We start from the raw sequence: 25,568 nt of genomic DNA, 5'->3' as shown, positions 1-25,568 counted from the left end.
CTCCCGTCGCAGGCATACACTCGCTCCCATTTACACGCTCAGCTCCGATTCGCACACATGGAGTGAGGGCGTCCGGCTGTCCGAACCGACCCGGCTCGGCGGCGAAAAGGGGTGGTTGACGTTTCACGCGCCGCCCTGTTCCACTGAGCACATGCGCCCTCAGCTGCGGCTGGTCACCCGCGACCACATCGACTTCGGTCGGGTGTGGTCGGCGGCGTGTTGCGTCTGACGACGATCAGGCCGACCCACTGACCCGTTCCCGCAGCACAACAGAAGAGGCGTATCCCCATGCCCGTAGAGTTCCTCGGCATAGCCGCGACCAACGAAGGCTCCGAAGTCACCGCGCGCTCCGGCGCGTCCTTCGACAAGGACTACACCCTGCGGCTCGCCCGCGCCCACGAGGAGTACGGCTGGGACCGGATCCTCTTCGCGTACGGCTCCGGCTCCCCCGACCCGTCCCCCGCGGCCGCCTTCATCGCGGCGCGCACCGAGAAGATCCGGATCCTGGTGGCGCACCGCCCGAACGTCTCGTACCCGACGTTCGCCGCGAAGACCTTCGCCACGCTGGACCGGATCAGCGACGGCCGGCTCGCGGTCCACTTCATCACGGGTGGCAACGACCACGAGCAGCAGCGCGAGGGCGACTTCCTCACCAAGGACGAGCGCTACGCCCGCACCCGTGAGGCGATCCAGATCATCAAGAAGGCGTGGACGTCGCACGAGCCGTTCGACCACGAGGGCACGCACTACCGCTTCCACGACTTCGTGAGCGACACCTTCCCGGTCCAACAGCCGCACCCGCTGGTCTCGTTCGGCGGTTCCTCGCCCGCGGCGTACGCGGCGGGCGGCGCGGAGGCCGACATCTACTGCCTGTGGGGCGAGCCCCTCGCCGAGACCGCCGAGCAGATCGAGTCGGTCAAGGCGGCGGCGAAGGCGGCGGGCCGCACGGACGTGCCCCGCATCCAGGTCGCGTTCCGCCCGATCATCGCGCCGACGGAGGAACTGGCCTGGGAGAAGGCCCATGCGACGCTGGCCCGCATCAAGGCCCGCAAGGCGGGCAGTCCGCTCTCCCGCCGCCATCCGCTGAAGAACCCGGAGAACGCGGGTTCGCAGCGGCTTCTCGCGGCGGCGTCCCAGGGCGAGCGCCACGACCGCGCCCTGTGGACCCCCACGGCGACGGAGACCGGCGGCGCGGGCAACTCGACGGCTCTCGTCGGCACCCCGGAGACCGTGGCCCAGGCCCTCCTGGACTACTACGACCTGGGGGTGGAGATCCTCTCGGCCCGTGGCTACGACCTGCTCGACGACGCGATCGACTTCGGCCGCCACGTGATCCCGATCGTCCGCGAGGAGGTCGCGAAGCGGGACGCGTCCCGCGCGGCGGCGTGATCCTGCGGGGCCCGGCCGGTGCCGGGCCCCGGTCGGGTCTCAGCCCAGCGACGAGTAGGCGACCACTCCGCGCAGCAGGCCGTCCACGGCCTTGCGCGCGTTGCGGGCGACCGTCGACGAACCGTCGTGGGGCGCCGCCGCCGCGATCTGCCCCAGCACGTCGATGACCTGCTTGCACCACCGGACGAAGTCGCCGGCCGGCATCTCCGCCTCCCGCAGCACCTCGTCCAGGCCCTTGCCGGAGGCCCACTGGTACGCGGCCCAGGCGAACCCGAGATCGGGTTCGCGCTGGCCGACGCCCTCGGCCTGGTTGATCCGGAACTCCTCTTCCAGGGCGTCGAGCCGGCCCCAGATCCGCACCATCTCGCCGAGCGCGGCCTTCGCCTTGCCGGACGGCACCTTCGGCGCGAGCGCGTCGTCCGCGACCCGCGCCTCGAACACCAACGCCGAGACGCACGCGGCGAGTTCGGCCGGGTTCAGGTCCTCCCAGACGCCGTCGCGCAGGCACTCACTGGCCAGCAGATCGAGCTCGCCGTAGAGCCGCGCGAGCCGCTTGCCGTGCTCGGTGACCTCGTCGCCGCGCAGATAGTCCATCTCGGTCAGCAGCTTCACGATGCGGTCGAAGGTCCGCGCGATCGTGTTCGTCCGCCCCTCGATCCGCCGCTCCAGCTGCACGGTGTCCCGCCGCAGCCGGTGGTAGCGCTCGGCCCAGCGGGCGTGGTCCTCACGCTCGGAGCAGCCGTGGCAGGGGTGGGCCCGCAGCTCGGCCCGCAGCCGCGCGATCTCCCGGTCGTCTGCGGCCGCCGCGCGCCCCTTCTTGTGCCGGTCGGGCACGATGTGCCCGGCCTTGGTGCGCAGCGCGGACGCGAGATCGCGCCGGGACTGCGGCGAGCGCGGGTTGAACGACTTCGGGATCCGCATCCGCTCCAGCGCCTCCACGGGCACCGGGAAGTCGATCGAGGCGAGCCGCTTGACCTGCCGCTCCGCGGTCAGCACGAGGGGACGCGGACCGTCGTGGTGCTCGAATCCGCGGTGCCCGTTGGACCGCCCGGCCGGCAGCCCGGGGTCCAGGACGAGCGCGAGGCCCGCGAACTTGCCCGTCGGTACGTGGATGACGTCGCCCGGCTTGAGCTTCTCCAGCGCCGCCGCGGCCTGAGCCCGGCGCTGGGCCGCGCCCTGCTTGGCCAGCTCCGTCTCGCGGTCCTTGAGGTCGCGCCGCAGTCGCGCGTACTCGTCGAAGTCCCCGAGGTGGCAGGTCATGGACTCCTTGTAGCCCTCGAGCCCTTCCTCGTTCCTCTGCACCTGCCGCGAGATCCCGACCACCGACTTGTCGGCCTGGAACTGCGCGAACGAGGTCTCGAGCAGCTCGCGCGAGCGGTGCCGGCCGAACTGCTCGACCAGGTTCACCGCCATGTTGTACGAGGGCTTGAAGCTGGACTTCAGCGGATACGTGCGCGTGCCCGCGAGTCCCGCGAGGTGCTCCGGGCTGAAGCCGCGCTGCCACAGCACGACGGCATGCCCCTCGACGTCGATGCCGCGCCGGCCCGCACGTCCCGTCAGCTGGGTGTACTCACCGGGTGTGATGTCGGCGTGCTGCTCCCCGTTCCACTTGACGAGCTTCTCCAGCACCACCGATCTGGCGGGCATGTTGATACCGAGGGCCAGCGTCTCCGTGGCGAAGACGGCCTTCACCAGGCCCCGCACGAACAGCTCCTCGACGACCTCCTTGAAGGTCGGCAGCATGCCCGCGTGGTGGGCGGCGATGCCCCGCTCCAGCCCTTCGAGCCACTCGTAGTAGCCGAGGACGTGCAGGTCCTCGTCCGGAATGGACGCGGTCCGCTCCTCGACGATCTCGCGGACCGTGGCCCGCGCCTCCTCGTCGTTCAGCCGCAGCCCGGCGTACAGGCACTGCTGCACCGCCGCCTCGCACGCGGCGCGGCTGAAGATGAACGTGATGGCCGGCAGCAGCCCCTCGGAGTCGAGCCGCTCGATGACTTCGGGACGGCCCGGTGTCCAGATCCGGGAGCGCTGACGCCGCTCCCGCTCCCGGTCGGCCTCCCGCATGTTCCGCCCGCGCCGACGGTCCTGGTACGAAGGACGGCTCGCCTCCATGCGCGCCATCCGCGTCAGGTCGGGGTTGACGGCCTTCTTGTGGCCCTCACCCTCCTCGAAGAGGTCGTACATCCTGCGCCCGGCGAGCACGTGCTGGAACAGCGGCACGGGCCGGTGCTCGGAGACGATCACCTCGGTGTCGCCGCGCACCGTGTCGAGCCAGTCGCCGAACTCCTCGGCGTTCGACACCGTCGCCGACAGCGAGACGAGCGTGACCGACTCCTGGAGGTGGATGATCACCTCTTCCCATACGGCGCCGCGGAAGCGGTCGGAGAGGTAGTGCACCTCGTCCATGACCACATAGCCGAGATTGAGCAGCGACTGGGAGCCCGCGTACAGCATGTTGCGCAGCACCTCGGTGGTCATCACGACCACGGGCGCGTCACTGTTCACACTGTTGTCGCCGGTCAGCAGGCCGACCTTGTCGGCGCCGTAGCGCTTGGCGAGGTCCTGGTACTTCTGGTTCGACAGCGCCTTGATGGGTGTCGTGTAGAAGCACTTCTTGCCCTGCTGGAGGGCGAGGTGCACGGCGAACTCGCCGACGATCGTCTTGCCGGAGCCGGTGGGTGCGGCCACCAGAACGCCCTTGCCCGCCTCGAGCGCCTGACACGCCTCGATCTGGAAGGGGTCGAGGCCGAAGTCGTACATCTCGCGGAAGGAAGCGAGCGCGGTGGCCTGCTCGGCGGCCCGCTGACGGGCTGCCGCATACCGCTCGGCCGGTGAGAGGTCCTCTGTCATCGTGCTTTCGAGCCTACCGGCCACCACTGACATCGGACGATCATTATCCGGTAAGGACGCGGACCGCCCCCGGCACACACTCGGCGACCAGCGGAAGCGGCCCGACCGGTTCGCCGTCCGCGTATCCCGTGATGTCGTCCGCCGCCAGCTCCACCCGGGCCGCACGGAACACGCTCACCACAGGGTGGGTGAGATGCGTGCCCTTGTAGACGCGCGGGAACACCCGCAGCAGCGTCGTACGGGAGCAGTCCCCGACCACGGTGACGTCGAACAGTCCGTCGCTCATGTCGGCGTCGGCGCAGATCCGCATGCCGCCCCCGTACGAGGTGCCGTTGCCGACGGCGACGAGGGTCGCGGCGATCTCGCGCACGGAGTCGTCGTCGAGCGTCAGACGGAAGGGCACCGGCTTGAAGGCGGCCAGCTCCGCGACGATCGCCAGGTCGTACTTGAACCGGCCGAGGGGCAGCCGCATACGGTTGCCGCGGTCGTTGACCCGGGAGTCGAAGCCGGAGGCGAGGACGGTGCCGAACCAGTGGTCGCCGATCCGCCCCAGGTCGATGTCGCGGATCATCGAACCCTTGAGGGCCTCGGCGACGAGCGTGCCCGCCGCGGCCGGCTCGCGCACGGGCAGTCCGAGGGAGCGCGCGAAGTCGTTGCCGGTGCCGACGGCGACCACGCCGAGCGGGGTGCGGGTGCCGGCGACGGCCTGCAGGGCGAGGTTCACCAGCCCGTCCCCGCCGACGGCGACCAGGGCACCGGTCCCCCGGGAGACCGCCGCACGCGCGCGTACCAGCGCGTCGGCGGCGTCCTCCCCGATGACGGTACGCACGGAGAAGCCGGCCGCCCGCAACGCGGAAGCGGCCGGCTGCGCAGCACCTGCGCCCCGGCCGCGTCCCGCGGTGGGATTGACGAAGAGGGTGATGTCGCTGCTCACGGGCCGGACCTTAACAACTGCCCGACCACGAGCAGGGGTTGCCTCAGGTCACATCGTCGTAACCGTTGATCCGGTCGTTCTCGCCCGTCGACTGCTCGGGCAGGGCCCGGCTGGCCGACACCGTCTCCACGTCGCCGATGTCCTCGGGCGTGAGGTCGAGGTCGGAGGCCTCGTCGTCGCCCGGTCCCGCTTCCGCGAGGCGCCGCTTACGACGGTCGTTCAGCAGGGAGAAGGCGGTCGCCGCGAAGTACAGGACCCAGATCGGCCCGGCGAGGGCCAGCATCGTGAGGGGGTCCGTACTGGGCGTGGCCACCGCGGCGAACACGGTGATGCCCATGATCATGCCGCGCCACCAGCCGAGCATCCGCTTGCCGGTGATCACGCCCGTGAGGTTGAGCATGACCAGGAGCAGCGGCAGCTCGAAGGAGAGTCCGAAGACGATCACCATGCGGGTGATCAGGTCGAGCAGCTCGTCCAGCGGCAGCTGGTTGTCGATATTCGCGGGCGAGAAGTCCAGCAGCACGCGCGCCATGGTCGGCAGCGTCTTGTACGCGAAGAAGGCGCCACCGAGGAAGAGCGGCACGCCGGTCGCGACGAACGCGGTCGCGTACTTCTTCTCGTGCTTGTGCAGGCCGGGGGCGATGAAGCCCCACAGCTGGTACAGCCAGATCGGCGACGCCCCGACGACACCGGCCATCAGCGACACCTTCAGCGCGAGCGTGAAGGGCGTGATCAGGCCGTTGAGCACGATGCGGGCGCACTGCTCGTTGGCGTCCTTGTTGTCGGCGGCGCGGGCCGTGAGCTCCGAGAAGGTCTTGTCACAACCGACCGAGTCCAGCACCGGGTTCGTGAAGAACTCGATGATGTCCTTGTAGTAGAAGGCAGCGACGATCGTCACGACGAGGATGGCCAGGACGGCCTTCCCGAGCCGGTTGCGAAGCTCACGCAGGTGCTCCGCGAGCGGCATCCGCCCCTCGGGGTCCTTCTCCTGCTTGCGGGCAGACTTGAGCAACCCACGTCCTCATCTCGTGCGGCAGGCCGCCTGACAGGGGCGGCCTTCGATCAGCTCTTGATCAGCTCTGCGTCGTCTGGTTGGTCGACTCGGACACGGGACGCGAGCTGGTCACGTCGCCCGGGGCGGCCTGGATGGTGCGCTGGGCCGGCGGCTGCTGGTCGTCCTTCTTCGGCGGGTCCGAGGGAGCGGCATCCTTGTTGCCACCCTCACTCTTCATGGCCTTGGCCTCGCTCTTGAGGATGCGGGCCGACTTGCCGAGCGAGCGCGCCATGTCCGGGAGCTTCTTCGCGCCGAACAGGAGGAGGATGACCACGAGCAGGATGATCAACTCGGGGGCGCCGATCTTTCCACCGAACATATGCGTTTACCTTCTCACTGAGGCGGCAGGGGCGGGACTGCCGGTACCGGTCGGACTTCGGACTGTTGTCCGACCACCGTGCTGGCAGCGATCGTATCCCGTGGGGGTGAACACGGGGCAATCCCTGTGCGTACTCCCAGTTGCGGCCCGCGCCTCACTCCCGGGCCGCGTAAGCGAGCGTACCCGCCGAACCTGGCAGACGGACAGGCCACAGCGGTAAAGCGCTTTCCATCCCTCCCCGCAGGTCACGGCGAGGAGGTCAGAGGGCTTCACCGCCGGCCTTCGCCACGGTGACCGCGGCCCGCTCCAGTTCCTCGGCGGCGCGATTGATCTGCTGTGTGGTGTCGGCGACTTGACGCCCGAGGCGCTGCGCCTCGACGAACACCTTGATCGCGAGGACGGCCAGCACGGCAAGCCCCACGAAACCCACAGCCACGGCCAGCATCGCCCAGAACATGCGCCGAGCCTAGACGGTCTGGTGGAGGCGGAGCGTGCGCACCCCGCCGCCCGTGAGGAGTTCGACGATGCGCTCACCGGCGGGCTTGCGCACCGCGGCGTCGCACTCGGGGCAGGTGAAGGAGTAGAAGGTGGTCCTGCGGCTCGCGCCGATCGCCAACCGGATCGCTGTCGCGGCCAGTTCGAAGCGGGCGCGGCAGTCCGGGCAGGCAGCCTTGAAGACGACGGGCGCCGGGGCGGCGACCGTGGCGGACATCGTGGCGATATCAGTGAAACCGGCCACATGAGTCATTTCGACCACCTCGCACCTTTCATCCGTTCTGCGCCATGTATCCCGGAGAGCGTGTCCGACTGCCTCACGCTCCCTCACGCGGCCCCGTCGTACGCGGCCAGCGCCTGCCGCGCCGCGTCCCGCGCGCTCACGGCCAGCTCGGCCGGTGCCACGATGTGCCCGTCCCGGCCGAGCCGCAGCGCGAGCCGGCGCAGCGAGGAGGGGTCGGGCGTGCGCAGCGTGATCCGCAGACCACCGTCCGCCAGCTCCTCGGCGCTGTCGTGCGGGTAGTACTCGGCCACCCAGCGCCCGCCGGGTCCGACCTCGACGACGACCTCCGGGTCCTCGGCCGCGGGCTGCACGAGTCCCTCGGAGAGATCACGCAGCTCCACCTCGGGCGGTGCCGCGGCCTCGTCCAGGATCCGGATCTCGGCGACCCGGTCGAGCCGGAACGTGCGCCGCGCCTCGGACCTGCGGCACCACGCCTCTACGTAGGTGTGACCGACGCTGACCAGGCGGATCGGGTCGATCTCCCGCTCGGTGACCTCGTCGCGCGCGGGCGAGTAGTAGCGGATCCACAGGCGGCGGCGCTCGGAGATCGCACGGTCGACGTCGGCGAAGACACCGCCTTCGGACTCGAAGGTGACGTTCAGGCGGGCGCTCGCGCTCGCCACCTCGCCGGCCGCCGCCTCCAGTTTCGCGGTGGCGCGCAGCAGCGCGAGCCGGTCGCTCTCGCGCAGCCCCGGCAGCGTGGCCACCGCGCGCGCCGCCACCAGCAGCGCGGTCGCCTCGTCGGCGGCGATGCGCAGCGGCTCGGCGACGTCGTCGGGGTTGTGCCACCAGATGCGGTCGCCGTCGGTGTCGATGTCGAGCAGGTCGCCGCCGCGGAAGCTCGTGCCGCACAGGGGCAGCACGTCCAGGTCGGAGATCAGCTCGTCCTCGGTGATGCCGAAGGCGCGGGCGACGTCCTCGACGCGGGCGCCCGGGCGCTCACGCAGATACGTCACCAGCGACAGCATCCGCCGGGTCTGGTCGATGGCGTTGGCAGCCATGCTCGTCCGTGCTCCCCTCAGTCCCGCGCTCAGCCCTTGGCCACGGCGCGCAGCCGGTCCACGACATCGGCCCGCAGCTCGGCGGGCTCGAGGACGACCACGTCGGGGCCGAACTCCACGAGCCAGGCGTCGAGCCCGTGCCCGTACGGGATCTCCAACTCGTCCCAGCCCTCGCCCCGTTCCCGTACGGCGACGGCCTTGGCGCGCAGCGGGTAGCCAGCGCCCGTGCGCAGCCGGATCAGCGCGGAGCGCGTGGCGCTCTCCCCCGCCCAGCTCGCGACGGTCTCCCGCACGGTCACCACGTCCGGCACCGGCGCCGTGAAACGGCCGGCGCGGGAGCGGACCTTGCCGGTGATCCGGGAGAGCCGGAAGACCCGCTCGGCCTGCCGGTCGCGGTCCCAGCCCGCCAGGTACCAGTGGCCGCGCCAGCACTCCAGGGCCCACGGCTCGACGTGCCGGGGCTCGGGCCGGGCCGCGGTGGCCTTGCGGTAGTCGAAGACGACGGGGCGGCGGTCGCGGCAGGCCAGCATCAGCGGCTCGAAGGACGCCTCGTGCACGGGGATCCGGGGTTCCAGCGCGCTGTGGGCCTCGTACGGGTCCACGTCCTCGGGCATCCCGGCAGCGCGCAGCTTCTGCAGGGCGCCGCTGGCGGCCCCGGCGAGGCGGGCCTGCTGCCAGACCTTCGCGGCGAGACCGAGGGCCGCGGCCTCCTCGGCGTCGAGCGTGACCGGGGGCAGCCGGTTGCTGTCGCGGCGGGCGAGATAGCCGACCTCGCCGTCCAGGTTCTCCACGGTCTCGATGACCAGGCCGAGCTCGCGCAGGTCGTCCTTGTCACGCTCGAACATCCGGTTGAAGGAGTCGTCGTTGCCGGCTTCCAGGTAGGCCTCGATGGACCCCCGCAGCTCGCGCTTGCTGAGCGGACGCCGGGTCCCGAGCAGGCACAGCGCCAGATTCATCAGCCGCTCGGCCTTGGCAATGGCCATCGACGCCCTTTCCTCATGTGGCTCCCGACCGTTGACCGTACCGCCCCCGGGTGTCGTGGCAAAAGCCGAGGGCCCATGCCAACAGGCATGGGCCCAGGGATGACCGCTTGCGGTCGTTGTCTGACGATCTCAGACGGAGATCAGGTCACAGACGAAGATCAGCGTCTCGCCGGGGGCGATACGGCCACCGCCGGCGCCACGCTCGCCGTAGGCGAGGTGCGCGGGGATGGTCAGCTTGCGACGGCCGCCGACCTTCATGCCCTGGACGCCCTTGTCCCAGCCCTGGATGACCTGGCCGGCACCGAGCTGGAACTCCAGCGGGTTGCCGCGGTTCCACGAGGCGTCGAACTCCTCACCGGAGGAGAAGGACACACCCACGTAGTGGACCTTGACGAAGTCCCCGGCCTTGGCCTCGGCACCGTCGCCCTCCCAGATGTCCACGATCTCCAGGTCAGTGGGGACCGGACCGTCCGGGAAATCGATCTCGGGCTTGTCGATGTTCACGAGAAGTGCTCCTGCTTGTTGGCGGTTGGGCAACCGGGACAGTCTGCCATTTCTCCGGCGGTCAGTGCGCGGAGAGGATGTCGACCACGAAGACGAGCGTCGAGTTGGCCGGCAGGGTCTTGCCCTTGGCCTGCTTGCCGTACGCCTGGTCGGCCGGGATCACCAGGAGCACCCGGTCACCGATGTGCTTGCCGACGATGCCGGTGTCCCAGCCCTTGATGACCTGGCCCTTGCCGATGACGGTCTGGAACGGCTGGCCGGTGTTGTAGGACGAGTCGAACAGCTCGGCCTTGTCCTTGCCCTCGTTGGGCTTCCAGGCGGCACCGCTGTACTGCATGCTGACCGTCTGGCCGCTCTTGACCTCGGCGCCCTTGCCCTGGATCAGGACCTTGTCGACGAGGTCCTTGGGCGGGTCGTTCTTCGGGACGGAGATCTTCGCGGGCGCCGGCTGGTCGGCGTTGATCTGCGGCAGGTCCGACGGGATGGCCGACTGCTTGGCCGCGGAGTCCCGGACGACCTTGCCGATGTCCATGGCGAAGACGAGCGTGTCCGAGCCGGAGATGCCGACCTGCGGGTTGCCCTGGCTGCCGAAGCCCGCGGCCGGCGGCGCCACGACGAGGACCCGGCTGCCCTCCTTCTGCCCGAGCACGGACTGCGCGAAGGCCGGGAGCTGGCCCTCGCCGCCCGCGGTCACCATCTGGTCGCCGCCGCCCTGCGCCCCGTACGTGGTGCCGAGGTCCTTGCCGCCCTTCCAGAGCTTGCCGGTGAAGTTCATCGACACCAGGTCGTTCTTCTTCACCTCGGCGCCGCTGCCCTCGGAGAGCGTGTGCACGACGAACTTGCCGCTCGGGTCGCCCTTGGGCAGCTTGATCGTCGCCTTCTTGCCGACGGCGCCGCTCACCTCGGGCATCGGGTCGGCGGTGTCGACCGCCTTGGGCACGTCAGCAGCCTTGGGCGCCGCGGACGAGGACTCCGCCTTGTCCGTCGCGTCCTTCTTGCCGTCGTCGCTGCCGCAGGCCGTCGCGGTCAGCGCCAGTGCCGGCACGATCAGTAGAGCTGCAAGTCGGCGTCGCACAGTGATCCTCAAGTCGCTCGAGTACAGTCCGGCCACTCTAGGCCCTCGCACAGCTTTTCCAAGGACGGCCGAAGGCCCCGTACGAATGATTCGTACGGGGCCCTTCAAAGGATTGCTCGACCGTCGGACTACATTCCGGCGATCAGCTTCTCCACCCGGTCGTCCACGCTGCGGAACGGGTCCTTGCACAGCACCGTGCGCTGCGCCTGGTCGTTCAGCTTCAGGTGCACCCAGTCGACCGTGAAGTCACGGCGCTGCTCCTGGGCCCGGCGGATGAAGTCGCCGCGCAGCCTCGCGCGCGTGGTCTGCGGCGGCACGGACTTGCCCTCGAAGATCTTCAGGTCGTTGCAGATCCGGGCGGCCTGGCCCTTCTTCTCCAGGAGGTAGTAGAGGCCCCGGCGGCGGTGGATGTCGTGGTACGCGAGGTCTATCTGCGCGACCCTCGGGTGCGACATGGTCATGTTGTGCTTGGCCCGGTACCGCTCGATGAGCTTGTACTTCATGACCCAGTCGATCTCGGTGCCGATGCGGTCGAGGTCCTCGGCCTCGATCGCGTCGAGCGTGCGGCCCCACAGCTCCAGGACCTGGTCGACGGTGCCGGTGCGGATGCCCCGGCGCTCCACGAAGTCGACGGCCTTCTCGTAGTACTCGCGCTGTACTTCGAGAGCCGAGGCCTCGCGGCCGCTGGCCAGGCGCACCTTGCGGCGGCCCGTGATGTCGTGGCTGACCTCGCGGATGGCCCGGATCGGGTTCTCCAGGGTCAGGTCGCGCATCACCGTGCCCGCCTCGATCATGCGCAGCACCAGGTCGGTGGCGCCGACCTTGAGGAGCATGGTCGTCTCGGACATGTTCGAGTCGCCGACGATGACGTGCAGACGGCGGTAGCGCTCGGCGTCCGCGTGCGGTTCGTCGCGGGTGTTGATGATCGGCCGGGAACGCGTCGTCGCGGAGCTGACGCCCTCCCAGATGTGCTCGGCGCGCTGGCTCACGCAGTACACGGCGCCGCGCGGAGTCTGCAGCACCTTGCCCGCGCCGCACAGCAACTGACGCGTGACCAGGAAGGGGATGAGGATGTCCGCGAGCCGCGAGAACTCCCCGTGCCGCGCCACCAGGTAATTCTCGTGGCAGCCGTAGGAGTTTCCCGCCGAGTCGGTGTTGTTCTTGAACAGGTATACGTCGCCTGCGATTCCCTCCTCGTGCAGGCGTCGTTCGGCGTCGACGAGCAGGCCTTCCAGAATGCGCTCGCCCGCCTTGTCGTGGGTGACCAGTTCGGTCACGTTGTCGCATTCCGGTGTTGCGTATTCCGGATGCGAACCCACGTCAAGATAGAGGCGGGCACCGTTCCGCAGAAAGACATTGCTGCTGCGGCCCCATGACACGACACGGCGGAAGAGGTACCGCGCCACCTCGTCAGGTGACAGGCGTCGCTGTCCCCTGAACGTGCATGTGACGCCGTACTCGTTCTCCAGCCCGAAAATGCGGCGGTCCATGACTGAACATTACGCCCGATCCCCCGAGCTGAAACGGGGTTCGGCAGCACGGTTTGGATCATTTTCCGACGCGAGCGCGACACGCCCGGACGTGCGCGGGACCGTGAGAACCCGGCCCATGGCCAACAGCACGAGCAGCGCGACCGTCCCGGTGGCGGCCGGCACGGTGAAACCCCACCGGGTGCCGCCCCACTCGACGACCGGTCCCGCGACGGCCGTGCCCGCGCTGGCGCCGACCGTGAACGTCGTCACGAGCCAGGAGAACGCCTCCGTCACCGTCCCCCGCGGCGCGTGCCGGTCGACGACGATGAACGCGCAGGCGATGCACGGCGCGAGGAAGACCCCGGCGACCGCCGTGAGCGCCACCATCGCCGCCGGTCCGGGCATCAGCGTCAACGGGACGTAGAACAGGGCGAGAAGAGCCACCAGCACCCGAAGCCGCGCCTCCGGGGCGCCGCCCCACTGCCGGGCGCCGTACGCGGTGCCGCCCACCAGGGCGCCGAGCCCCAGCGCCGCCATCATCCAGCCGTAGGTGGCGTCCCCGCCGTTCCCGTCCGCGTACGAGACGCCGGCCACGGTGATCGAGCCGAGTGCGAGCCCGATGAACAGGAAGGCGGCGAGCAGGACGAGCAGGCCCGGCGAGCGCAGGGCGCCCAGCCAGTGCGCCTCGCGCGGCGCCGAACGCCACTCCCGCGAGGGCTTGGACAGCACGACCGACAGCGCCCCCAGCACACCGATCACGTTCAGGACCAGCAAGGCGGCCTGCGCGGACCACAGCGAGACGCAGACGGTCACCAGCAACGGGCCGACGGTGAACATGACCTCCTGGGCGATCGCGTCCATCGCGTACGCGGTGTGCACCTGCTCCTCGCGCGACAGCACGCTCGGCCAGAGCGCCCGCAGGCCGCCCTCCAGCGGCGGCGTGAGCAGACCCGCGACGGCGACGGCGCCGTACGCCAGCGGCAGCGAGCCGGTCCCGGCGAAGGCGAACACGGCCGTCGCGAGGGCGGACGACAGCGCCGCGGGCAGCTGCACCTTCGGCTGGCCGTGCAGGTCGACGAGGCGGCCGAGCAGCGGCTGCCCGATCGCGTTGCCCACTCCGTAGACCGCCGCGAGCGCTCCGGAGAGGCTGTACGTGCCGCCCTCGTCGCGGATGAACAGGACGATGGCGATCGCCGCCGTGGCGTTCGGCAGCCGGCCCACCAGCGTGCCCGTGAGCAGCCGCATCGCGTGCCGCGCCCTGAGGATCTCCGCATATCCCGCGGCCATCGCCCCGCCCTCTGCTGAAGTTTTACGTATAACGTCGAGGGGTTATACGTACCACGCACGCCGTCCGGGGAGCCACCCGATAACGTCGAGCACCCGGGGACGAGACACACGGAGGCAGCAGTGAGCAGCGGTACGGACGGGCCGGCGACCACCCGCCCCACCAGCCGGGACGTGGCCCGCGCCGCCGGCGTCTCGCAGGCCGCCGTCTCCCTGGTCATGGGCGACAAGTGGCGCGGCCGGGTCGCCGTGGCCACGGCCGAGCGGGTCCGGGCGGCGGCCCGGGAGCTGGGGTACCGCCCGAACCTCGCGGCCCGCAATCTCCGTCTCGGGCGCACCCGCACCGCCCTGCTCGTCGTGCCCGCGCTCACGAACGAGTTCTTCGCCGGCGTCTACACGGGAGCGGCCCGGGTCGCGGCCCGGCACGACTTCGGTGTCGTCCTCTACCCGTCGCCGGTCGGCGTCGGCCCGGCCCGCGATCCGTTCCCCTCCGCCCGCGCCGCCCTGGACGGCATCCTGGCCTCGTCCATGGCCGCCGACGCCGTCACCGCGCTGCGCGGCGACGACCTGCCCCTCGTCATGCTGGACAGCGATCCGGCCGGCAGCCTCGGCGCCGCGACGGTGAACCTGGACCTCACCGACGGCATCCGGCAGATCACGGACCATCTGCTGGAGCTCGGCCACCGCGACTTCCTGCACCTCGCCTCGGCGGTGCGGTCGTGGACCTTCGACGTGCGCGCCCGTGAACTGGCCGCCAGGACCGCCCGGTTGCCCGGCACCACGGTCCGTACCGTCCGTTCCGCCCTCACCGTCGAGGACGCCCTGGTCGCCACGGAGCGGGCCCTGCGCACCTCGGGCCTGGTCCGGCCCACCGCGATCGTCTGCGACGACGACAAGCTCGCGACGGGCGCCTACAAGGCCGCCCGGCGCATGGGGCTGCGCATCCCCGAGCAGCTCTCGGTCACCGGCTTCGACGATCTGTCGCTGGCCACCGCCGTCGAGCCCGAGCTGACCACGGTGCGGCTGCCGGCGGAGGAGTTCGGCGAGCGGGGCATGGCGGCGCTGCTCGCCGTCCTGGAGGGCCGTGAGCCCGAAACGGGCCCGCTGCCGGTCGAGTTGATCGTGCGCGGCTCGACGGCGCCGGCGCCGCCCGCCGAGGCGTGACATGCGTGTGCCCCGGCCGGTTCGGGAACCGGCCGGGGCACACGCACGACGAACCGGTGGCTACTCCTCGGTGGAGTCGTCGTCGGACACCGCGTCGGACGCGGCCTTCGACACCTCGGCGGCGCCCTCGGCCGTCAGCAGGCGCGACAGCTGCCGCCCCGCGATCCGCTTGAACTTGCGCTGCTGCGGCCGCGTACGGTCCAGCACCGCCACCTCGAGACGCTCCGCGGGGATCTCCCGCTCGCTGCCGTTCGTGTCGCGCGACAGCGCCTGCACGGCCAGCTTCAGCGCCTCGGACAGCGACATGCCGTCCTGGTGGCGCTGGTCGAGATAGCCGCTGATCTGCTCGGCGTTGCCGCCGACCGCCACCGAGCCGTGCTCGTCGACGATCGACCCGTCGTGCGGCAGGCGGTAGATCTGGTCGCCCTCGGCGGACTCACCGACCTCCGCGACGACCAGCTCCACCTCGTAGGGCTTCTCACCCGCACTGGAGAAGATGGTGCCCAGCGTCTGCGCGTACACGTTCGCCAGACCACGGGCCGTCACATCGTCACGGTCGTACGTGTAGCCGCGCAGATCCGCGTAGCGCACGCCGCCGATACGGAGGTTCTCGTACTCGTTGTACTTGCCGGCGGCCGCGAAGCCGATCCGGTCGTAGATCTCGCTGAACTTGTGCAGGGCACGGGACGGGTTCTCGCCGACGAACACGATGCCGTCGGCGTACTGCAGCACGACCAGGCTGCGACCGCGGGCGATGCCCTTGCGCGCGTATTCCGCGCGGTCGGCCATCGCCTGCTGGGGTGAGACATAGAACGGCGTCGACACCGGCTATCCGTCCCTTTCTGTCAGTAACGCGTCAGTGGGGCAAGAAGAGCGAACAGTCAGCTCACAGCAGCGCGGCGCGCGGCCCGTCCGGCTGTTCCAGACGCCGCTCGAGGATCGAGCGGGCGATCTCCGACGACTCGTCGTCCGTCAGACGACGGAACCCGTCCTCCGAGATCACCGTGACGATGGGGAAGATCCGCCGGGCCATGTCCGGACCACCCGTCGCCGAGTCGTCGTCGGCCGCGTCGTACAGCGCCTGCACGACCAGCGTCGTGGCCTGCTCCTCCGTCAGATCCTCGCGGTAGAGCTTCTTCATCGCCCCGCGCGCGAAGACCGAGCCGGAACCGGTGGCGGCGTAGCCGTGCTCCTCACTGCGCCCGCCCGTGACGTCGTACGAGAAGATGCGGCCCTTCTCGCGGTCGACGTCGTACCCGGCGAACAGCGGCACCACGGCCAGCCCCTGCATCGCCATGCCGAGGTTCGACCGGATCATCGTGGACAGCCGGTTCGCCTTGCCCTCCAGCGACAGCTGGGCGCCCTCGACCTTCTCGAAGTGCTCCAGCTCCAGCTGGAAGAGCTTGACCATCTCGACGGCCAGACCGGCGGTGCCGGCGATGCCGACGGCCGAGTACTCGTCCGCCGGGAAGACCTTCTCGATGTCGCGCTGCGCGATCACATTCCCCATCGTGGCCCGCCGGTCACCGGCGAGCACCACGCCTCCGGGGAACGTCACGGAGACGATGGTCGTGCCGTGCGGGGCTTCGATGACGCCCTGCGTCGGCGGCAACTGCCGGTTGCCGGGCAGCATTTCGGGCTGGTGCTCGGACAGGAAGTCCATGAAGGACGACGATCCCGGCGTCAGGAAGGCTGCCGGTAGACGCCCGGTGCTACGAGGGTTGGCTTCCACGCGTTTCCTTCCACGTAAATGCAGTTGAAGCACAGTACGCCACGGACCCTACCCGTCTCGTGGCGGTGATCCACCTGTGCGGCCGGAGCCGTGCGACAACGCTTCGCGGGCTCCGGCACGCACCGGAGGAACCTTCGGGCCGCAGGCCGAGGTGACCTACTGGCCGCCCTTCTGCACGAAGGAACGCACGAAGTCCTCGGCGTTCTCCTCGAGGACGTCGTCGATCTCGTCCAGAACCGAGTCGACGTCGTCGCTCAGCTTCTCCTGGCGCTCCTTGAGGTCGTCGGTCGCCTGCGCGTCCTGCGCCTGCTCCTCGACCTCCTCGGTGGAACGCGTCGCCTTCTGCTGTCCGCCGCCGGTGTCCTTGGTCGCCATATCCAGCTCACCCCGCTCGGTTCGACATTCACGTCGTACAGGTCGTTCGTGATCAGAACCCTACAAGTCGGGTCCGACATCGGCCTCGCACTTTGTGCAACGTGCTCGGCCCACCTCTGTGATTCCCCTGCCGCCGACTTTTCAGCCGTGGATCAGGCGCCGATCAGCCGCCGGACAGCACGCGCACCAGATCTTCGGCCGTCCGGCACCGGTCGAGCAGCTCCTTCACGTGATTTCGCGTTCCGCGAAGGGGTTCGAGGGTTGGGACCCGTTGCAGTGAGTCACGGCCGGGCAGGTCGAAGATCACCGAGTCCCAGGAGGCCGCGGCGACGTCGTCCGCGTACTGCTCCAGGCAGCGCCCGCGGAAGTAGGCCCGGGTGTCCTCCGGCGGCTTCGTACGGGCCCGCTCGACCTCGCCCTCGTCCAGCAGGCGCTTCATCTTGCCGCGGGCCGCGAGACGGTTGTACAGGCCCTTCTCGGCCCGTACGTCGGCGTACTGCAGGTCGACGAGGTGCAGCCGGGCCGCGTCCCAGTCCAGGTCGTCGCGCCGGCGGTAGCCCTCCATGAGCTCGCGCTTGGCGACCCAGTCCAGCTCGCCGGAGAGGCTCATGGGGTCGCTCTCCAGGCGGCCCAGGACGTCCTCCCAGCGGGTGAGGACGTCCTTGGTCTGGTCGTCCGCGTCGGCGCCGAAGCGCTCCTCGACGTACTTCCTGGCGAGCTCGTAGTACTCCATCTGGAGCTGGACCGCGGTGAGCGTACGGCCGCTACGGAGCGTGATCAGATGCTGGAGGGTCGGGTCGTGGGAGACCTGGTGGAGGGTGCGGACCGGCTGGTCCACGGCCAGGTCCACCGCGATGAAGCCGTCCTCGATCATGGAGAGGACCAGAGAGGTTGTGCCGAGCTTCAGGTACGTCGAGATCTCGGAGAGGTTCGCGTCGCCGATGATCACGTGGAGCCGGCGGTACTTCTCGGCGTCCGAGTGCGGCTCGTCGCGGGTGTTGATGATCGGGCGCTTGAGCGTGGTCTCCAGGCCGACCTCGACCTCGAAGTAGTCCGCGCGCTGGCTGAGCTGAAAGCCGTGCTCGTGCCCGTCCTGACCGAGGCCGACGCGGCCCGCTCCGGTGACGACCTGACGGGAGACGAAGAAGGGCGTCAGGTGGCGCACGATGTCCGAGAAGGGGGTCTCCCGCTTCATCAGATAGTTCTCGTGCGTGCCGTAGGAGGCGCCCTTGTTGTCGGTGTTGTTCTTGTAGAGGTGGATCGGCTGGGCGCCGGGAAGCTGGGCGGCCCGCTCGGCGGCCTCGGCCATGATGCGCTCGCCGGCCTTGTCCCACAGGACGGCGTCCCGGGGGTTGGTGACCTCCGGGGAGCTGTACTCGGGGTGTGCGTGGTCGACGTAGAGGCGCGCGCCGTTGGTGAGGATGACATTGGCCAGGCCGATGTCCTCGTCGGTGAGCTGGCTGGAGTCGGCGGCCTCCCGCGCGAGGTCGAAGCCCCGGGCGTCGCGCAGCGGGTTCTCTTCCTCGAAGTCCCAGCGGGCGCGGCGGGCCCGGTGCATCGCCGCCGCGTACGCGTTGACGATCTGGGACGAGGTGAGCATGGCATTGGCATTGGGGTGGCCGGGGACGGAGATCCCGTACTCCGTCTCGATGCCCATTACTCGCCGTACGGTCATGCGGCCCTCCTTGCCCGGCGGCGCCCTCGGTCGGGGGCGGCGCTCAAGTACCGCTGGTTCTCCGGTGCGCGTGCGGTGCCCGTCCCCGCACGGCGCGACTCGGCGGTATTGAAGAGCCTAGAACGCCTCTGCGCTGGTGGGGAGATCATTTGCGTCATTGCTTCGCTCCGACGTCGAGCGGGTGGCCGCGTGGTAGTTGCCCGGAAAAACAGTGGGCTGCGGGTGCCCGGTCCGGGCACCCGCAGCCACCCTGTCATTTACAGGTACTGACCGGTGTTCGCCACCGTGTCGATGGAGCGTCCGGTGTCCGCGCCCTGCTTTCCGGTGACGAGCGTACGGATGTAGACGATCCGCTCGCCCTTCTTTCCGGAGATCCTGGCCCAGTCGTCCGGGTTGGTGGTGTTCGGCAGGTCCTCGTTCTCCTTGAACTCGTCGATGCAAGCCTGGAGGAGATGAGAGACCCTGAGGCCCTTCTGGTTCTGCTCGAGGAAGGCCTTGATGGCCATCTTCTTGGCGCGGCCGACGATGTTCTCGATCATTGCGCCGGAGTTGAAGTCCTTGAAGTACAGGACTTCCTTGTCGCCATTGGCGTACGTGACTTCCAGGAAGCGGTTTTCCTCGGATTCCGCGTACATGTGCTCCACGGCGGTCTGGATCATGCCGTGGACCGTGGCCACCTTGTCGCCGCTGTGCTCGCCGACGTCGTCGGTGTGCAGCGGCAGACGGTCGGTGAGGTACTTCCCGAAGATGTCCTTGGCCGCCTCGGCGTCCGGGCGCTCGATCTTGATCTTCACGTCGAGTCGTCCGGGGCGCAGAATGGCCGGGTCGATCATGTCCTCACGGTTCGAGGCACCGATCACGACCACGTTCTGCAGGCCCTCCACGCCGTCGATCTCGGCGAGCAGCTGCGGGACGATGGTGTTCTCCACGTCCGAGCTGACACCGGAGCCACGGGTGCGGAACAGGGACTCCATCTCGTCGAAGAAGACGATGACGGGCGTGCCCTCGCTGGCCTTCTCGCGGGCACGCTGGAAGACGAGGCGGATCTGCCGCTCGGTCTCACCGACGTACTTGTTGAGAAGCTCAGGACCCTTGATGTTCAGGAAGAAGCTCTTGCCCTGGCCCTGTCCGGTCACCTCGGCGACCTTCTTGGCGAGCGAGTTCGCGACTGCCTTGGCGATCAGGGTCTTGCCGCATCCGGGGGGCCCGTACAGCAGGACACCCTTGGGCGGCCGCAGTTCGTGCTCCCTGTAGAGGTCCGGGTAGAGGTAGGGCAGCTCGACCGCGTCGCGGATCAGCTCGATCTGGTTGCCCAGGCCGCCGATCTGCTCGTAGCCGATGTCCGGGACCTCTTCGAGGACGAGTTCCTCTACTTCGCTCTTCGGTACGACTTCGTAGACATAGCCGGAACGGGGCTCGAGAAGCAGCGCGTCACCGGGGCGGATGACGACGTCGAGCAGCGGCTCGGCGAGCCGTACCACCCGTTCCTCGTCGGTGTGCCCGGTCACGAGGGCTCGCTCGCCGTCCTCGAGGATCTCCTTGAGGGTGACGATGTCGCCGACGCTCTCGAACTCCATGGCCTCGACCACGTTGAGCGCTTCGTTGAGCATTACTTCCTGGCCGCGCCGTAGCTCTTCGAGCTCGACGCTGGGGCTCACGTTCACCCGGAGCTTGCGGCCGCCGGTGAAGATGTCGGCGGTGCCGTCCTCGTTCGCGACGAGGAAGACTCCGAAGCCGGCCGGCGGCTGCGCGAGCCGGTCGACCTCTTCCTTGAGGGCCACGATCTGGTCGCGGGCCTCGCGGAGTGTGTTGGCGAGCCGCTCGTTCTGCGCGGACACGCCGGCCAGGTTGGTCTGCAGCTCGACGATCCGCTCTTCGAGAATCCTCGTATGACGCGGAGAGTCGGCGAGCTTGCGCCGCAGGACGGCGATTTCCTGCTCGAGATAGGCAATCTGCCCGGCGGGGTCGTCGGACCCTCGTCCCGGGCGGATGCCGCGGTTGATGTCGTCGTCGTGGGCTGCCACGGTCCTCACCTCCTCCAAGGGGAGCTGGACGCTTCCAGACCCTACCTGGGTGGGTGTTGATTGAAACCCCTAGATCACAAAGACGGTCGGGGTGTGTCCGATCTTCACCCTTGCGCTCTCCCTCACGCCAGGGGAATACCCACCCAACAACATCGGAAAGCGGGCGGTTGTAGGGTCGAAGTGTTCAACACCCGTCAGACCTGGCCCGACTTGCTTCTGCGAAGTCGGTTTTCCGGGGCCACGAGGCAGGAAACGGCAGGAGACATGACCGTGCAGCAAGAGGCCGGATCCGGCGCCGACAGCAGTGTTCCGCTGGAGGTGTGGATCGATCAGGACCTCTGCACCGGCGACGGGATCTGCGCCCAGTACGCTCCGGAGGTCTTCGAACTGGACATCGACGGTCTCGCGTATGTGAAGAGTGCGGACGACGAGCTGCTCCAGGACCCGGGCGCCTCAACACCCGTACCGCTCCCGCTCCTCACCGATGTCGTGGCGTCGGCGAAGGAGTGCCCGGGTGATTGCATCCATGTGCGACGCGTTTCGGACAGCGTCGAGGTGTACGGACCCGACGCGGCGTGACGGCGCGCTGACCGTCCGGACGGACGACGAAGACCCCGCGACCGGTGTTTCCGGTGTGCGGGGCCTTTTCGTGCCGGCTCAGACGCTGCTCGCGGCGGCCGGGGTGGAGCGGACGAACGCCCCGTTCCGCCACTGCCACTTGGCCTTGTCGTGGACGTCCGGGCGGTAGCGCGGGACCGCGTCGGAGGAGTAGCCGTCGAGGGTCGCGGTGACGGCTCCGTCCTGTACGCCGAGGGCGCTGACGGAGAACCGGTCCTTCGGGTCGACGAGCGTGGCGACGATCCGCGGCTCGGCCCCGGCGGGCTGGGTGAGGACGTAGACGCCGCTCGGCGGGGTGCCGGAACCGGCGTCGCAGCGGACGGCCGCGACCGTCTCGGGCCTGCCGTCGCCGTCGAGGTCGCCGGAGGCCTTCTTCTGCACCAGGACCTTGACCGGCCCGCAGTTGAGCGGGAAGTGGACCGCGGCCGGGTCCGGCGGGGCGACGGCCCGGGTCTTCGTGACGGTGGCCTTGGAGTCGGCCTGCGCCGCGGTGGCGGAGCCCGGCTGGAGGAAGCCGGAGGCCGCGACGACAGCGGCGAGCGCGGCCGCGGTGGCCAGCCAGTGGATGGGTCGGGTGGTGGTGTGCGCCAGTTCCGGGACGGCGGGTTGCTGCACTAGGAGCGTCTCCTGTGAGGGCTGTGCCGGTGGGGGTGGCCAGCATCGTGCCATACGTCACAGTGCAGGGGAACGCCGGGGTCCGGCGTTTCTGCGGTGGCTCCTGGAGGTGGTGCTGCCGCTGTGTCAACGAACGGACGCCGTCGCCCAGTTCCCGTACGGGGCGGGGAACTGGGCGACGGCGTCGATGCGTTGTGCGGTGGTACGTCCTCGGCTCAGCGGCCGCGGTTGCCGCCGTCGGCGTTGGGGCCGTCGTAGTCCTCGCCGTAGGCGCCCTTGGCGGGGCGGCGGCGGCGCATGGGCGGCTCGACGCCGTCCGCGAGGCGCCGGGCGGTGAGCAGGAAGCCCGTGTGGCCGATCATCCGGTGGTCGGGGCGGACGGCGAGGCCCTCCACGTGCCAGTTGCGGATCATCGACTCCCACGAGGTCGGCTCGTTGAAGCAGCCGATCTCGCGGATGGACTCGACGGTGCGGGCGAGCTGCGTGGTCGTGGCGACGTAGCAGCACAGGATGCCGCCGGGGACGAGCGCCTTCTTGACGACGTCGAGGCACTCCCAGGGGGCGAGCATGTCGAGGATGACGCGGTCGACGTCGCCGTCGGACAGGTTGTCCTGCAGGTCGCCGACGGTGAGCTGCCAGGCGGGGTGCGGGCCGCCGAAGTAGCGCTCGACGTTGCCCCTGGCGATCTCGGCGAAGTCCTCGCGGCGCTCGTACGAGTGCAGCATGCCCTCGTCGCCGATGGCGCGCAGCAGGAAGCTGCTGAGCGAGCCGGAGCCCACGCCCGCCTCGACGACGCGCGCGCCGGGGAAGATGTCGGCGAAGGCCAGGATCTGCCCCGCGTCCTTGGGGTAGACCACGGCGGCGCCGCGGGGCATGGACAGGACGTAGTCGGGGAGCAGGGGGCGCAGCGCGAGGTAGGCGACGTTTCCGGTGGTGCGGACAACGCTGCCCTCGGGAGCGCCGATCAGCTCGTCGTGCGGGAAGGAACCCTTGTGGGTGTGGAAGTTCTTCCCGTCCTCGAGCGTGAACGTGTAGTGGCGGCCCTTGGGGTCGGTCAGCTGTACCTGGTCCCCGACCTTGAAGGGCCCGCGTCGGCGGGCGGCACCGGTCGGTTCGGACATGTGACCAGCCTACCGGGCGCGGCGGGAGCCGCCGACCACACGGCGGTCAGCTGGGCCGGGCCATGGCCTTCACGAAGGCGCGCTCGACGTCCGCCGCGGAGAGGACGCCGTAGATCGCGCCGTCGTTCTCGACGACCAGGTACTCGGTCGCCGGGGCCGCGCGCAGGGTGTCGAGGAGCTCCTCCCCCGCCAGCTCGGCGGAGACCCGCATGCCGTCCGTGAGGTCCTGGGCGAGGCCGCTGACCGGAACCCAGGGGCGGCGGTGTTCGGGGATGCCGACGATGGCGGCCTCGCGGACCAGGGAGCGGGCCTCGCCGTCGGCGTCGACGACGACGAGGGCGCGGGCCCCGGACTCGTTGGCCCGGCGCAGGGCCTCGGAGAGCGGGGTCGCGGGCTCGACGGGGACGGCGCGGCGGGTGAGGGTGCGGGCGCGCAGTTCGGGCAGGTGTTCGCGCAGCCGGGCCATGCGCAGGCTGTTGCCGGCGCCGGTCCAGATGATCGCGGCGAGGATGGCGGCCAGGAGCGCGTCCATGACGGTGTCCATGCCGCCGACGTCCTCCGCGCCCTCGCCGAGCGCCCCGGACTGGGTGAGCAGCGGGAGGCCGATGAGGACGGTGATGGCGAGGGCGCGGCCGACCCAGGCGGCGGCGACGGTGCCGCTCATGGGCTTGCCGGTGATCTTCCAGACGACGGCGCGGAGCATCCGGCCGCCGTCGAGGGGCAGGCCGGGCAGCAGGTTGAACGCGGCGACGATGAGGTTGGAGACCATCAGGCCCGCCAGGAGGACGCCCGGGACGGTGCCCGGCTCGACGGCCATCATGCCGAGGTAGAAGACGCCGGCCAGGACCAGGGAGAGCAGCGGGCCGACGAAGGCCAGCACGAACTCGCGGCCGGGGGTCTCGGACTCCTTCTCGATCTCGGACACCCCGCCGAAGAACTGCAGCTGGATCCGGCGGACCGGGAGCTTGAAGCGCAGGGCGGCGACGGTGTGGGCGAGTTCGTGGACGAGGACGGAGGCGTAGAACGCGACCGCGAAGAAGAGGGAGACGAGGTAGCGGGCCGCGCCGAGTTCGGGCAGGACGCGGTCGAGCTGGCCGCCGAACACCCAGGTGATCAGGGCGGCGACGAGGAACCAGCTGGGCGCGACGTAGACCGGCACGCCGAAGGGGCGTCCCATGAGGATGCCGCCCCGGGGCTCGGGGGGCTTGGCCGGGCCCTTGCGCTTGCCGGAGGTGGCGGCGGCCCGGTCGGGGTGGCTGTCGTAGGGGTGTGCCGGGGCCTCGTCCTTGCGGGCGGGGTCCGCCGGTCCGGCCCCGGGTTTCCCGGCCGTGCCGGTGCCCGCCGGAGCGGAGTCCGCCGCGGGCTCCCGCGGCGGCGCCGGGTCCGTGCCGCCCGCGGCGGAGTCCGCCGGGGCGGGTGGTGCGGCGTCGGGCCGGGTCTGTGCGGGATGCCCCCCGGTGTCCTCCGTGGGCGGCGTCGCCTCGTCGGTGCCGGACTGCGGCTGCCCGCTCTCGTCCACGGTGATCCCTCGGTCCCCTCGTTCGAAGCGTTTCCCGCCGGAGCGGGACGTTCTGGCGTCGATGGTATGCGGACGGTGTCCGATGGCCCCCGTCGACTCCCCCGGGCCACGCTACGCAAGACGCCTGCGACGCGCAGGTGCCTGACTGTCAGTGGCGGGCCGTATCGTCGTGGGTCATGGAGACCAGTACCGAGACGGGCCCCGAGCACGGCCCCGCCAAGGCCGCCGTCGCGCCGGCGTCGCTCTCGCCGTCGCGCGCGAGCGATTTCATGCAGTGCCCGTTGCTGTACCGGTTCCGGGTGATCGACAAGCTGCCGGAGAAGCCGAGCGAGGCGGCGACGCGGGGCACGCTGGTCCACGCCGTGCTGGAGAGACTCTTCGACGTGCCGGCCGGCGAGCGGACCGCGCCGCAGGCCAAGTCGCTGATCCCGGGCCAGTGGGACCGGCTGCGGGAGTCGAGGCCGGAGCTGGTCGAGCTGTTCGCCGACGATGCCGAGGGCGAGCGGATGACCCGGTGGCTCGGTGAGGCGGAACGGCTCGTCGAGCGGTGGTTCACGCTGGAGGACCCGACCCGGCTGGAGCCCGCCGAGCGGGAGCTGTTCGTCGAGGCCGAGCTGGAGTCCGGGCTCAAGCTGCGCGGGATCATCGACCGGGTGGACGTGGCGCCCACCGGCGAGGTCCGGATCGTCGACTACAAGACGGGCAAGGCGCCCCGGCCCGAGTACGCCGAGGGCGCGCTGTTCCAGATGAAGTTCTACGCGCTGGTGGTGTGGCGGCTGAAGGGGGTCGTGCCGCGGCGGCTGCAGCTCGTGTATCTGGGCAGCGGGGACGTGCTGACCTACGACCCGGTGATCGCCGACCTGGAGCGGGTGGAGCGCAAGCTGCACGCGTTGTGGGACGCGATCCAGCAGGCCACCGCGTCGGGTGAGTGGCGGCCGCGGCCGACGAAGTTGTGCGGTTGGTGCGACCACCAGGCCGTTTGCCCGGAATTCGGCGGGACTCCCCCGCCGTATCCGCTTCAGGTGAGGGTGGCCGGGTCCGGCGAGGTGTAGCAGGGCAGAATGGGGCCGGACTATCGAAGG

The 25,568-nt window shown here is 70.0% G+C and carries 24 protein-coding genes and 1 pseudogene; 4 read left to right on the top strand and 21 right to left on the bottom strand.

Annotation, left to right across the window (positions count from 1 at the left end):
* The first annotated feature begins 288 nt into the window (after window positions 1-288).
* Window positions 289-1,389: an LLM class flavin-dependent oxidoreductase gene (locus ACQUQD_RS32965; RefSeq protein WP_428955829.1), complete on the top strand. Its 1,101-nt coding sequence runs from the start codon at window positions 289-291 to the stop codon at window positions 1,387-1,389.
* Between the two features lie 39 nt (window positions 1,390-1,428).
* Here the strand turns inward: ACQUQD_RS32965 and ACQUQD_RS32960 are convergent, their stop codons facing one another.
* The 12 genes from ACQUQD_RS32960 to ACQUQD_RS32905 all read right to left on the bottom strand — a co-directional run bounded on the left by ACQUQD_RS32960 (window position 1,429) and on the right by ACQUQD_RS32905 (window position 13,646).
* Window positions 1,429-4,239: a DEAD/DEAH box helicase gene (locus tag ACQUQD_RS32960; RefSeq protein ID WP_428955828.1), complete on the bottom strand. Its 2,811-nt coding sequence runs from the start codon at window positions 4,237-4,239 to the stop codon at window positions 1,429-1,431.
* Between the two features lie 43 nt (window positions 4,240-4,282).
* Entirely contained in the window at window positions 4,283-5,173 is an 891-nt protein-coding gene (locus ACQUQD_RS32955) for a diacylglycerol kinase (protein ID WP_428955827.1), read from the bottom strand.
* Window positions 5,174-5,216: 43 nt separating this feature from the next.
* Window positions 5,217-6,185 (bottom strand): twin-arginine translocase subunit TatC, encoded by a 969-nt coding sequence (gene tatC, locus ACQUQD_RS32950; protein WP_428955826.1) that lies wholly within the window; start codon window positions 6,183-6,185, stop codon window positions 5,217-5,219.
* Between the two features lie 61 nt (window positions 6,186-6,246).
* On the bottom strand, window positions 6,247-6,546 hold the full coding sequence (tatA, locus tag ACQUQD_RS32945) for a Sec-independent protein translocase subunit TatA (RefSeq protein WP_428955825.1): 300 nt from the start codon (window positions 6,544-6,546) through the stop codon (window positions 6,247-6,249).
* Between the two features lie 259 nt (window positions 6,547-6,805).
* The gene (locus ACQUQD_RS32940; RefSeq protein WP_428955824.1) at window positions 6,806-7,003 is read right to left on the bottom strand and encodes a hypothetical protein; all 198 of its coding nucleotides are present in this window, start codon (window positions 7,001-7,003) and stop codon (window positions 6,806-6,808) included.
* Window positions 7,004-7,012: 9 nt separating this feature from the next.
* The gene (locus tag ACQUQD_RS32935; protein ID WP_428957715.1) at window positions 7,013-7,258 is read right to left on the bottom strand and encodes a hypothetical protein; all 246 of its coding nucleotides are present in this window, start codon (window positions 7,256-7,258) and stop codon (window positions 7,013-7,015) included.
* A gap of 110 nt (window positions 7,259-7,368) precedes the next feature.
* On the bottom strand, window positions 7,369-8,325 hold the full coding sequence (locus ACQUQD_RS32930; RefSeq protein ID WP_428955823.1) for a helix-turn-helix transcriptional regulator: 957 nt from the start codon (window positions 8,323-8,325) through the stop codon (window positions 7,369-7,371).
* Between the two features lie 29 nt (window positions 8,326-8,354).
* Window positions 8,355-9,308: a helix-turn-helix transcriptional regulator gene (locus ACQUQD_RS32925; protein WP_428955822.1), complete on the bottom strand. Its 954-nt coding sequence runs from the start codon at window positions 9,306-9,308 to the stop codon at window positions 8,355-8,357.
* Between the two features lie 129 nt (window positions 9,309-9,437).
* Complete coding sequence (locus ACQUQD_RS32920; RefSeq protein ID WP_428955821.1) at window positions 9,438-9,812, bottom strand: FKBP-type peptidyl-prolyl cis-trans isomerase; 375 nt, start codon at window positions 9,810-9,812, stop codon at window positions 9,438-9,440.
* Window positions 9,813-9,873: 61 nt separating this feature from the next.
* On the bottom strand, window positions 9,874-10,887 hold the full coding sequence (locus ACQUQD_RS32915) for an FKBP-type peptidyl-prolyl cis-trans isomerase (protein WP_428955820.1): 1,014 nt from the start codon (window positions 10,885-10,887) through the stop codon (window positions 9,874-9,876).
* Window positions 10,888-11,015: 128 nt separating this feature from the next.
* Window positions 11,016-12,377, bottom strand: a complete 1,362-nt coding sequence (pafA, locus tag ACQUQD_RS32910) for a Pup--protein ligase (RefSeq protein ID WP_164558827.1) — start codon at window positions 12,375-12,377, stop codon at window positions 11,016-11,018.
* Between the two features lie 9 nt (window positions 12,378-12,386).
* Entirely contained in the window at window positions 12,387-13,646 is a 1,260-nt protein-coding gene (locus ACQUQD_RS32905) for an MFS transporter (protein ID WP_428955819.1), read from the bottom strand.
* A gap of 120 nt (window positions 13,647-13,766) precedes the next feature.
* On the opposite strand from ACQUQD_RS32905, the gene ACQUQD_RS32900 reads away from it, so the two are divergent.
* Window positions 13,767-14,807, top strand: a complete 1,041-nt coding sequence (locus ACQUQD_RS32900; RefSeq protein ID WP_428955818.1) for a LacI family DNA-binding transcriptional regulator — start codon at window positions 13,767-13,769, stop codon at window positions 14,805-14,807.
* 60 nt (window positions 14,808-14,867) lie between these two features.
* On the opposite strand, the gene prcA is transcribed toward ACQUQD_RS32900, so the two are convergent.
* From prcA to arc, 6 genes and pseudogenes are all read right to left on the bottom strand, one after another.
* Complete coding sequence (gene prcA, locus ACQUQD_RS32895; protein WP_428955817.1) at window positions 14,868-15,632, bottom strand: proteasome subunit alpha; 765 nt, start codon at window positions 15,630-15,632, stop codon at window positions 14,868-14,870.
* A gap of 61 nt (window positions 15,633-15,693) precedes the next feature.
* Window positions 15,694-16,539 carry a proteasome subunit beta gene (gene prcB, locus ACQUQD_RS32890; RefSeq protein ID WP_428955816.1) on the bottom strand — a complete coding sequence of 282 codons (846 nt, stop codon included), beginning with the start codon at window positions 16,537-16,539 and terminating at the stop codon, window positions 15,694-15,696.
* Window positions 16,491-16,637 (bottom strand): annotated as a pseudogene (locus ACQUQD_RS32885) (endonuclease domain-containing protein); the annotation flags it as partial. The pseudogene ACQUQD_RS32885 and the gene prcB, both read right to left, overlap by 49 nt.
* 58 nt (window positions 16,638-16,695) lie before the next feature.
* A complete protein-coding gene (locus ACQUQD_RS32880; RefSeq protein ID WP_037739193.1) occupies window positions 16,696-16,914 on the bottom strand; it encodes a ubiquitin-like protein Pup in 219 nt (72 codons plus the stop codon).
* A gap of 163 nt (window positions 16,915-17,077) precedes the next feature.
* A complete protein-coding gene (gene dop / locus ACQUQD_RS32875; protein ID WP_428955815.1) occupies window positions 17,078-18,589 on the bottom strand; it encodes a depupylase/deamidase Dop in 1,512 nt (503 codons plus the stop codon).
* A gap of 257 nt (window positions 18,590-18,846) precedes the next feature.
* Window positions 18,847-20,613, bottom strand: coding sequence for a proteasome ATPase (gene arc / locus ACQUQD_RS32870; protein WP_428955814.1), 1,767 nt, complete (start codon window positions 20,611-20,613; stop codon window positions 18,847-18,849).
* Between the two features lie 264 nt (window positions 20,614-20,877).
* On the opposite strand from arc, the gene ACQUQD_RS32865 reads away from it, so the two are divergent.
* Complete coding sequence (locus tag ACQUQD_RS32865; protein WP_428955813.1) at window positions 20,878-21,192, top strand: ferredoxin; 315 nt, start codon at window positions 20,878-20,880, stop codon at window positions 21,190-21,192.
* Between the two features lie 78 nt (window positions 21,193-21,270).
* On the opposite strand, the gene ACQUQD_RS32860 is transcribed toward ACQUQD_RS32865, so the two are convergent.
* From ACQUQD_RS32860 to ACQUQD_RS32850, 3 genes are all read right to left on the bottom strand, one after another.
* Window positions 21,271-21,846, bottom strand: coding sequence for a hypothetical protein (locus tag ACQUQD_RS32860; RefSeq protein ID WP_428955812.1), 576 nt, complete (start codon window positions 21,844-21,846; stop codon window positions 21,271-21,273).
* Window positions 21,847-22,061: 215 nt separating this feature from the next.
* Complete coding sequence (locus tag ACQUQD_RS32855; protein WP_428955811.1) at window positions 22,062-22,967, bottom strand: tRNA (adenine-N1)-methyltransferase; 906 nt, start codon at window positions 22,965-22,967, stop codon at window positions 22,062-22,064.
* Window positions 22,968-23,013: 46 nt separating this feature from the next.
* Window positions 23,014-24,486, bottom strand: a complete 1,473-nt coding sequence (locus ACQUQD_RS32850) for a site-2 protease family protein (protein WP_428955810.1) — start codon at window positions 24,484-24,486, stop codon at window positions 23,014-23,016.
* A 176-nt stretch (window positions 24,487-24,662) separates the two neighbouring features.
* Between ACQUQD_RS32850 and ACQUQD_RS32845 the strand changes: the two genes are divergently transcribed.
* The gene (locus tag ACQUQD_RS32845) at window positions 24,663-25,538 is read left to right on the top strand and encodes a RecB family exonuclease (protein ID WP_428955809.1); all 876 of its coding nucleotides are present in this window, start codon (window positions 24,663-24,665) and stop codon (window positions 25,536-25,538) included.
* Window positions 25,539-25,568: the final 30 nt, after the last annotated feature.

Source organism: Streptomyces sp. cg35 (assembly GCF_050410835.1).
Classification (GTDB): Bacteria; Actinomycetota; Actinomycetes; order Streptomycetales; family Streptomycetaceae; genus Streptomyces.
The sequence above is the reverse complement of the archived record's forward strand: the minus strand, read 5'-3'. Positions and strand labels throughout refer to the sequence as shown.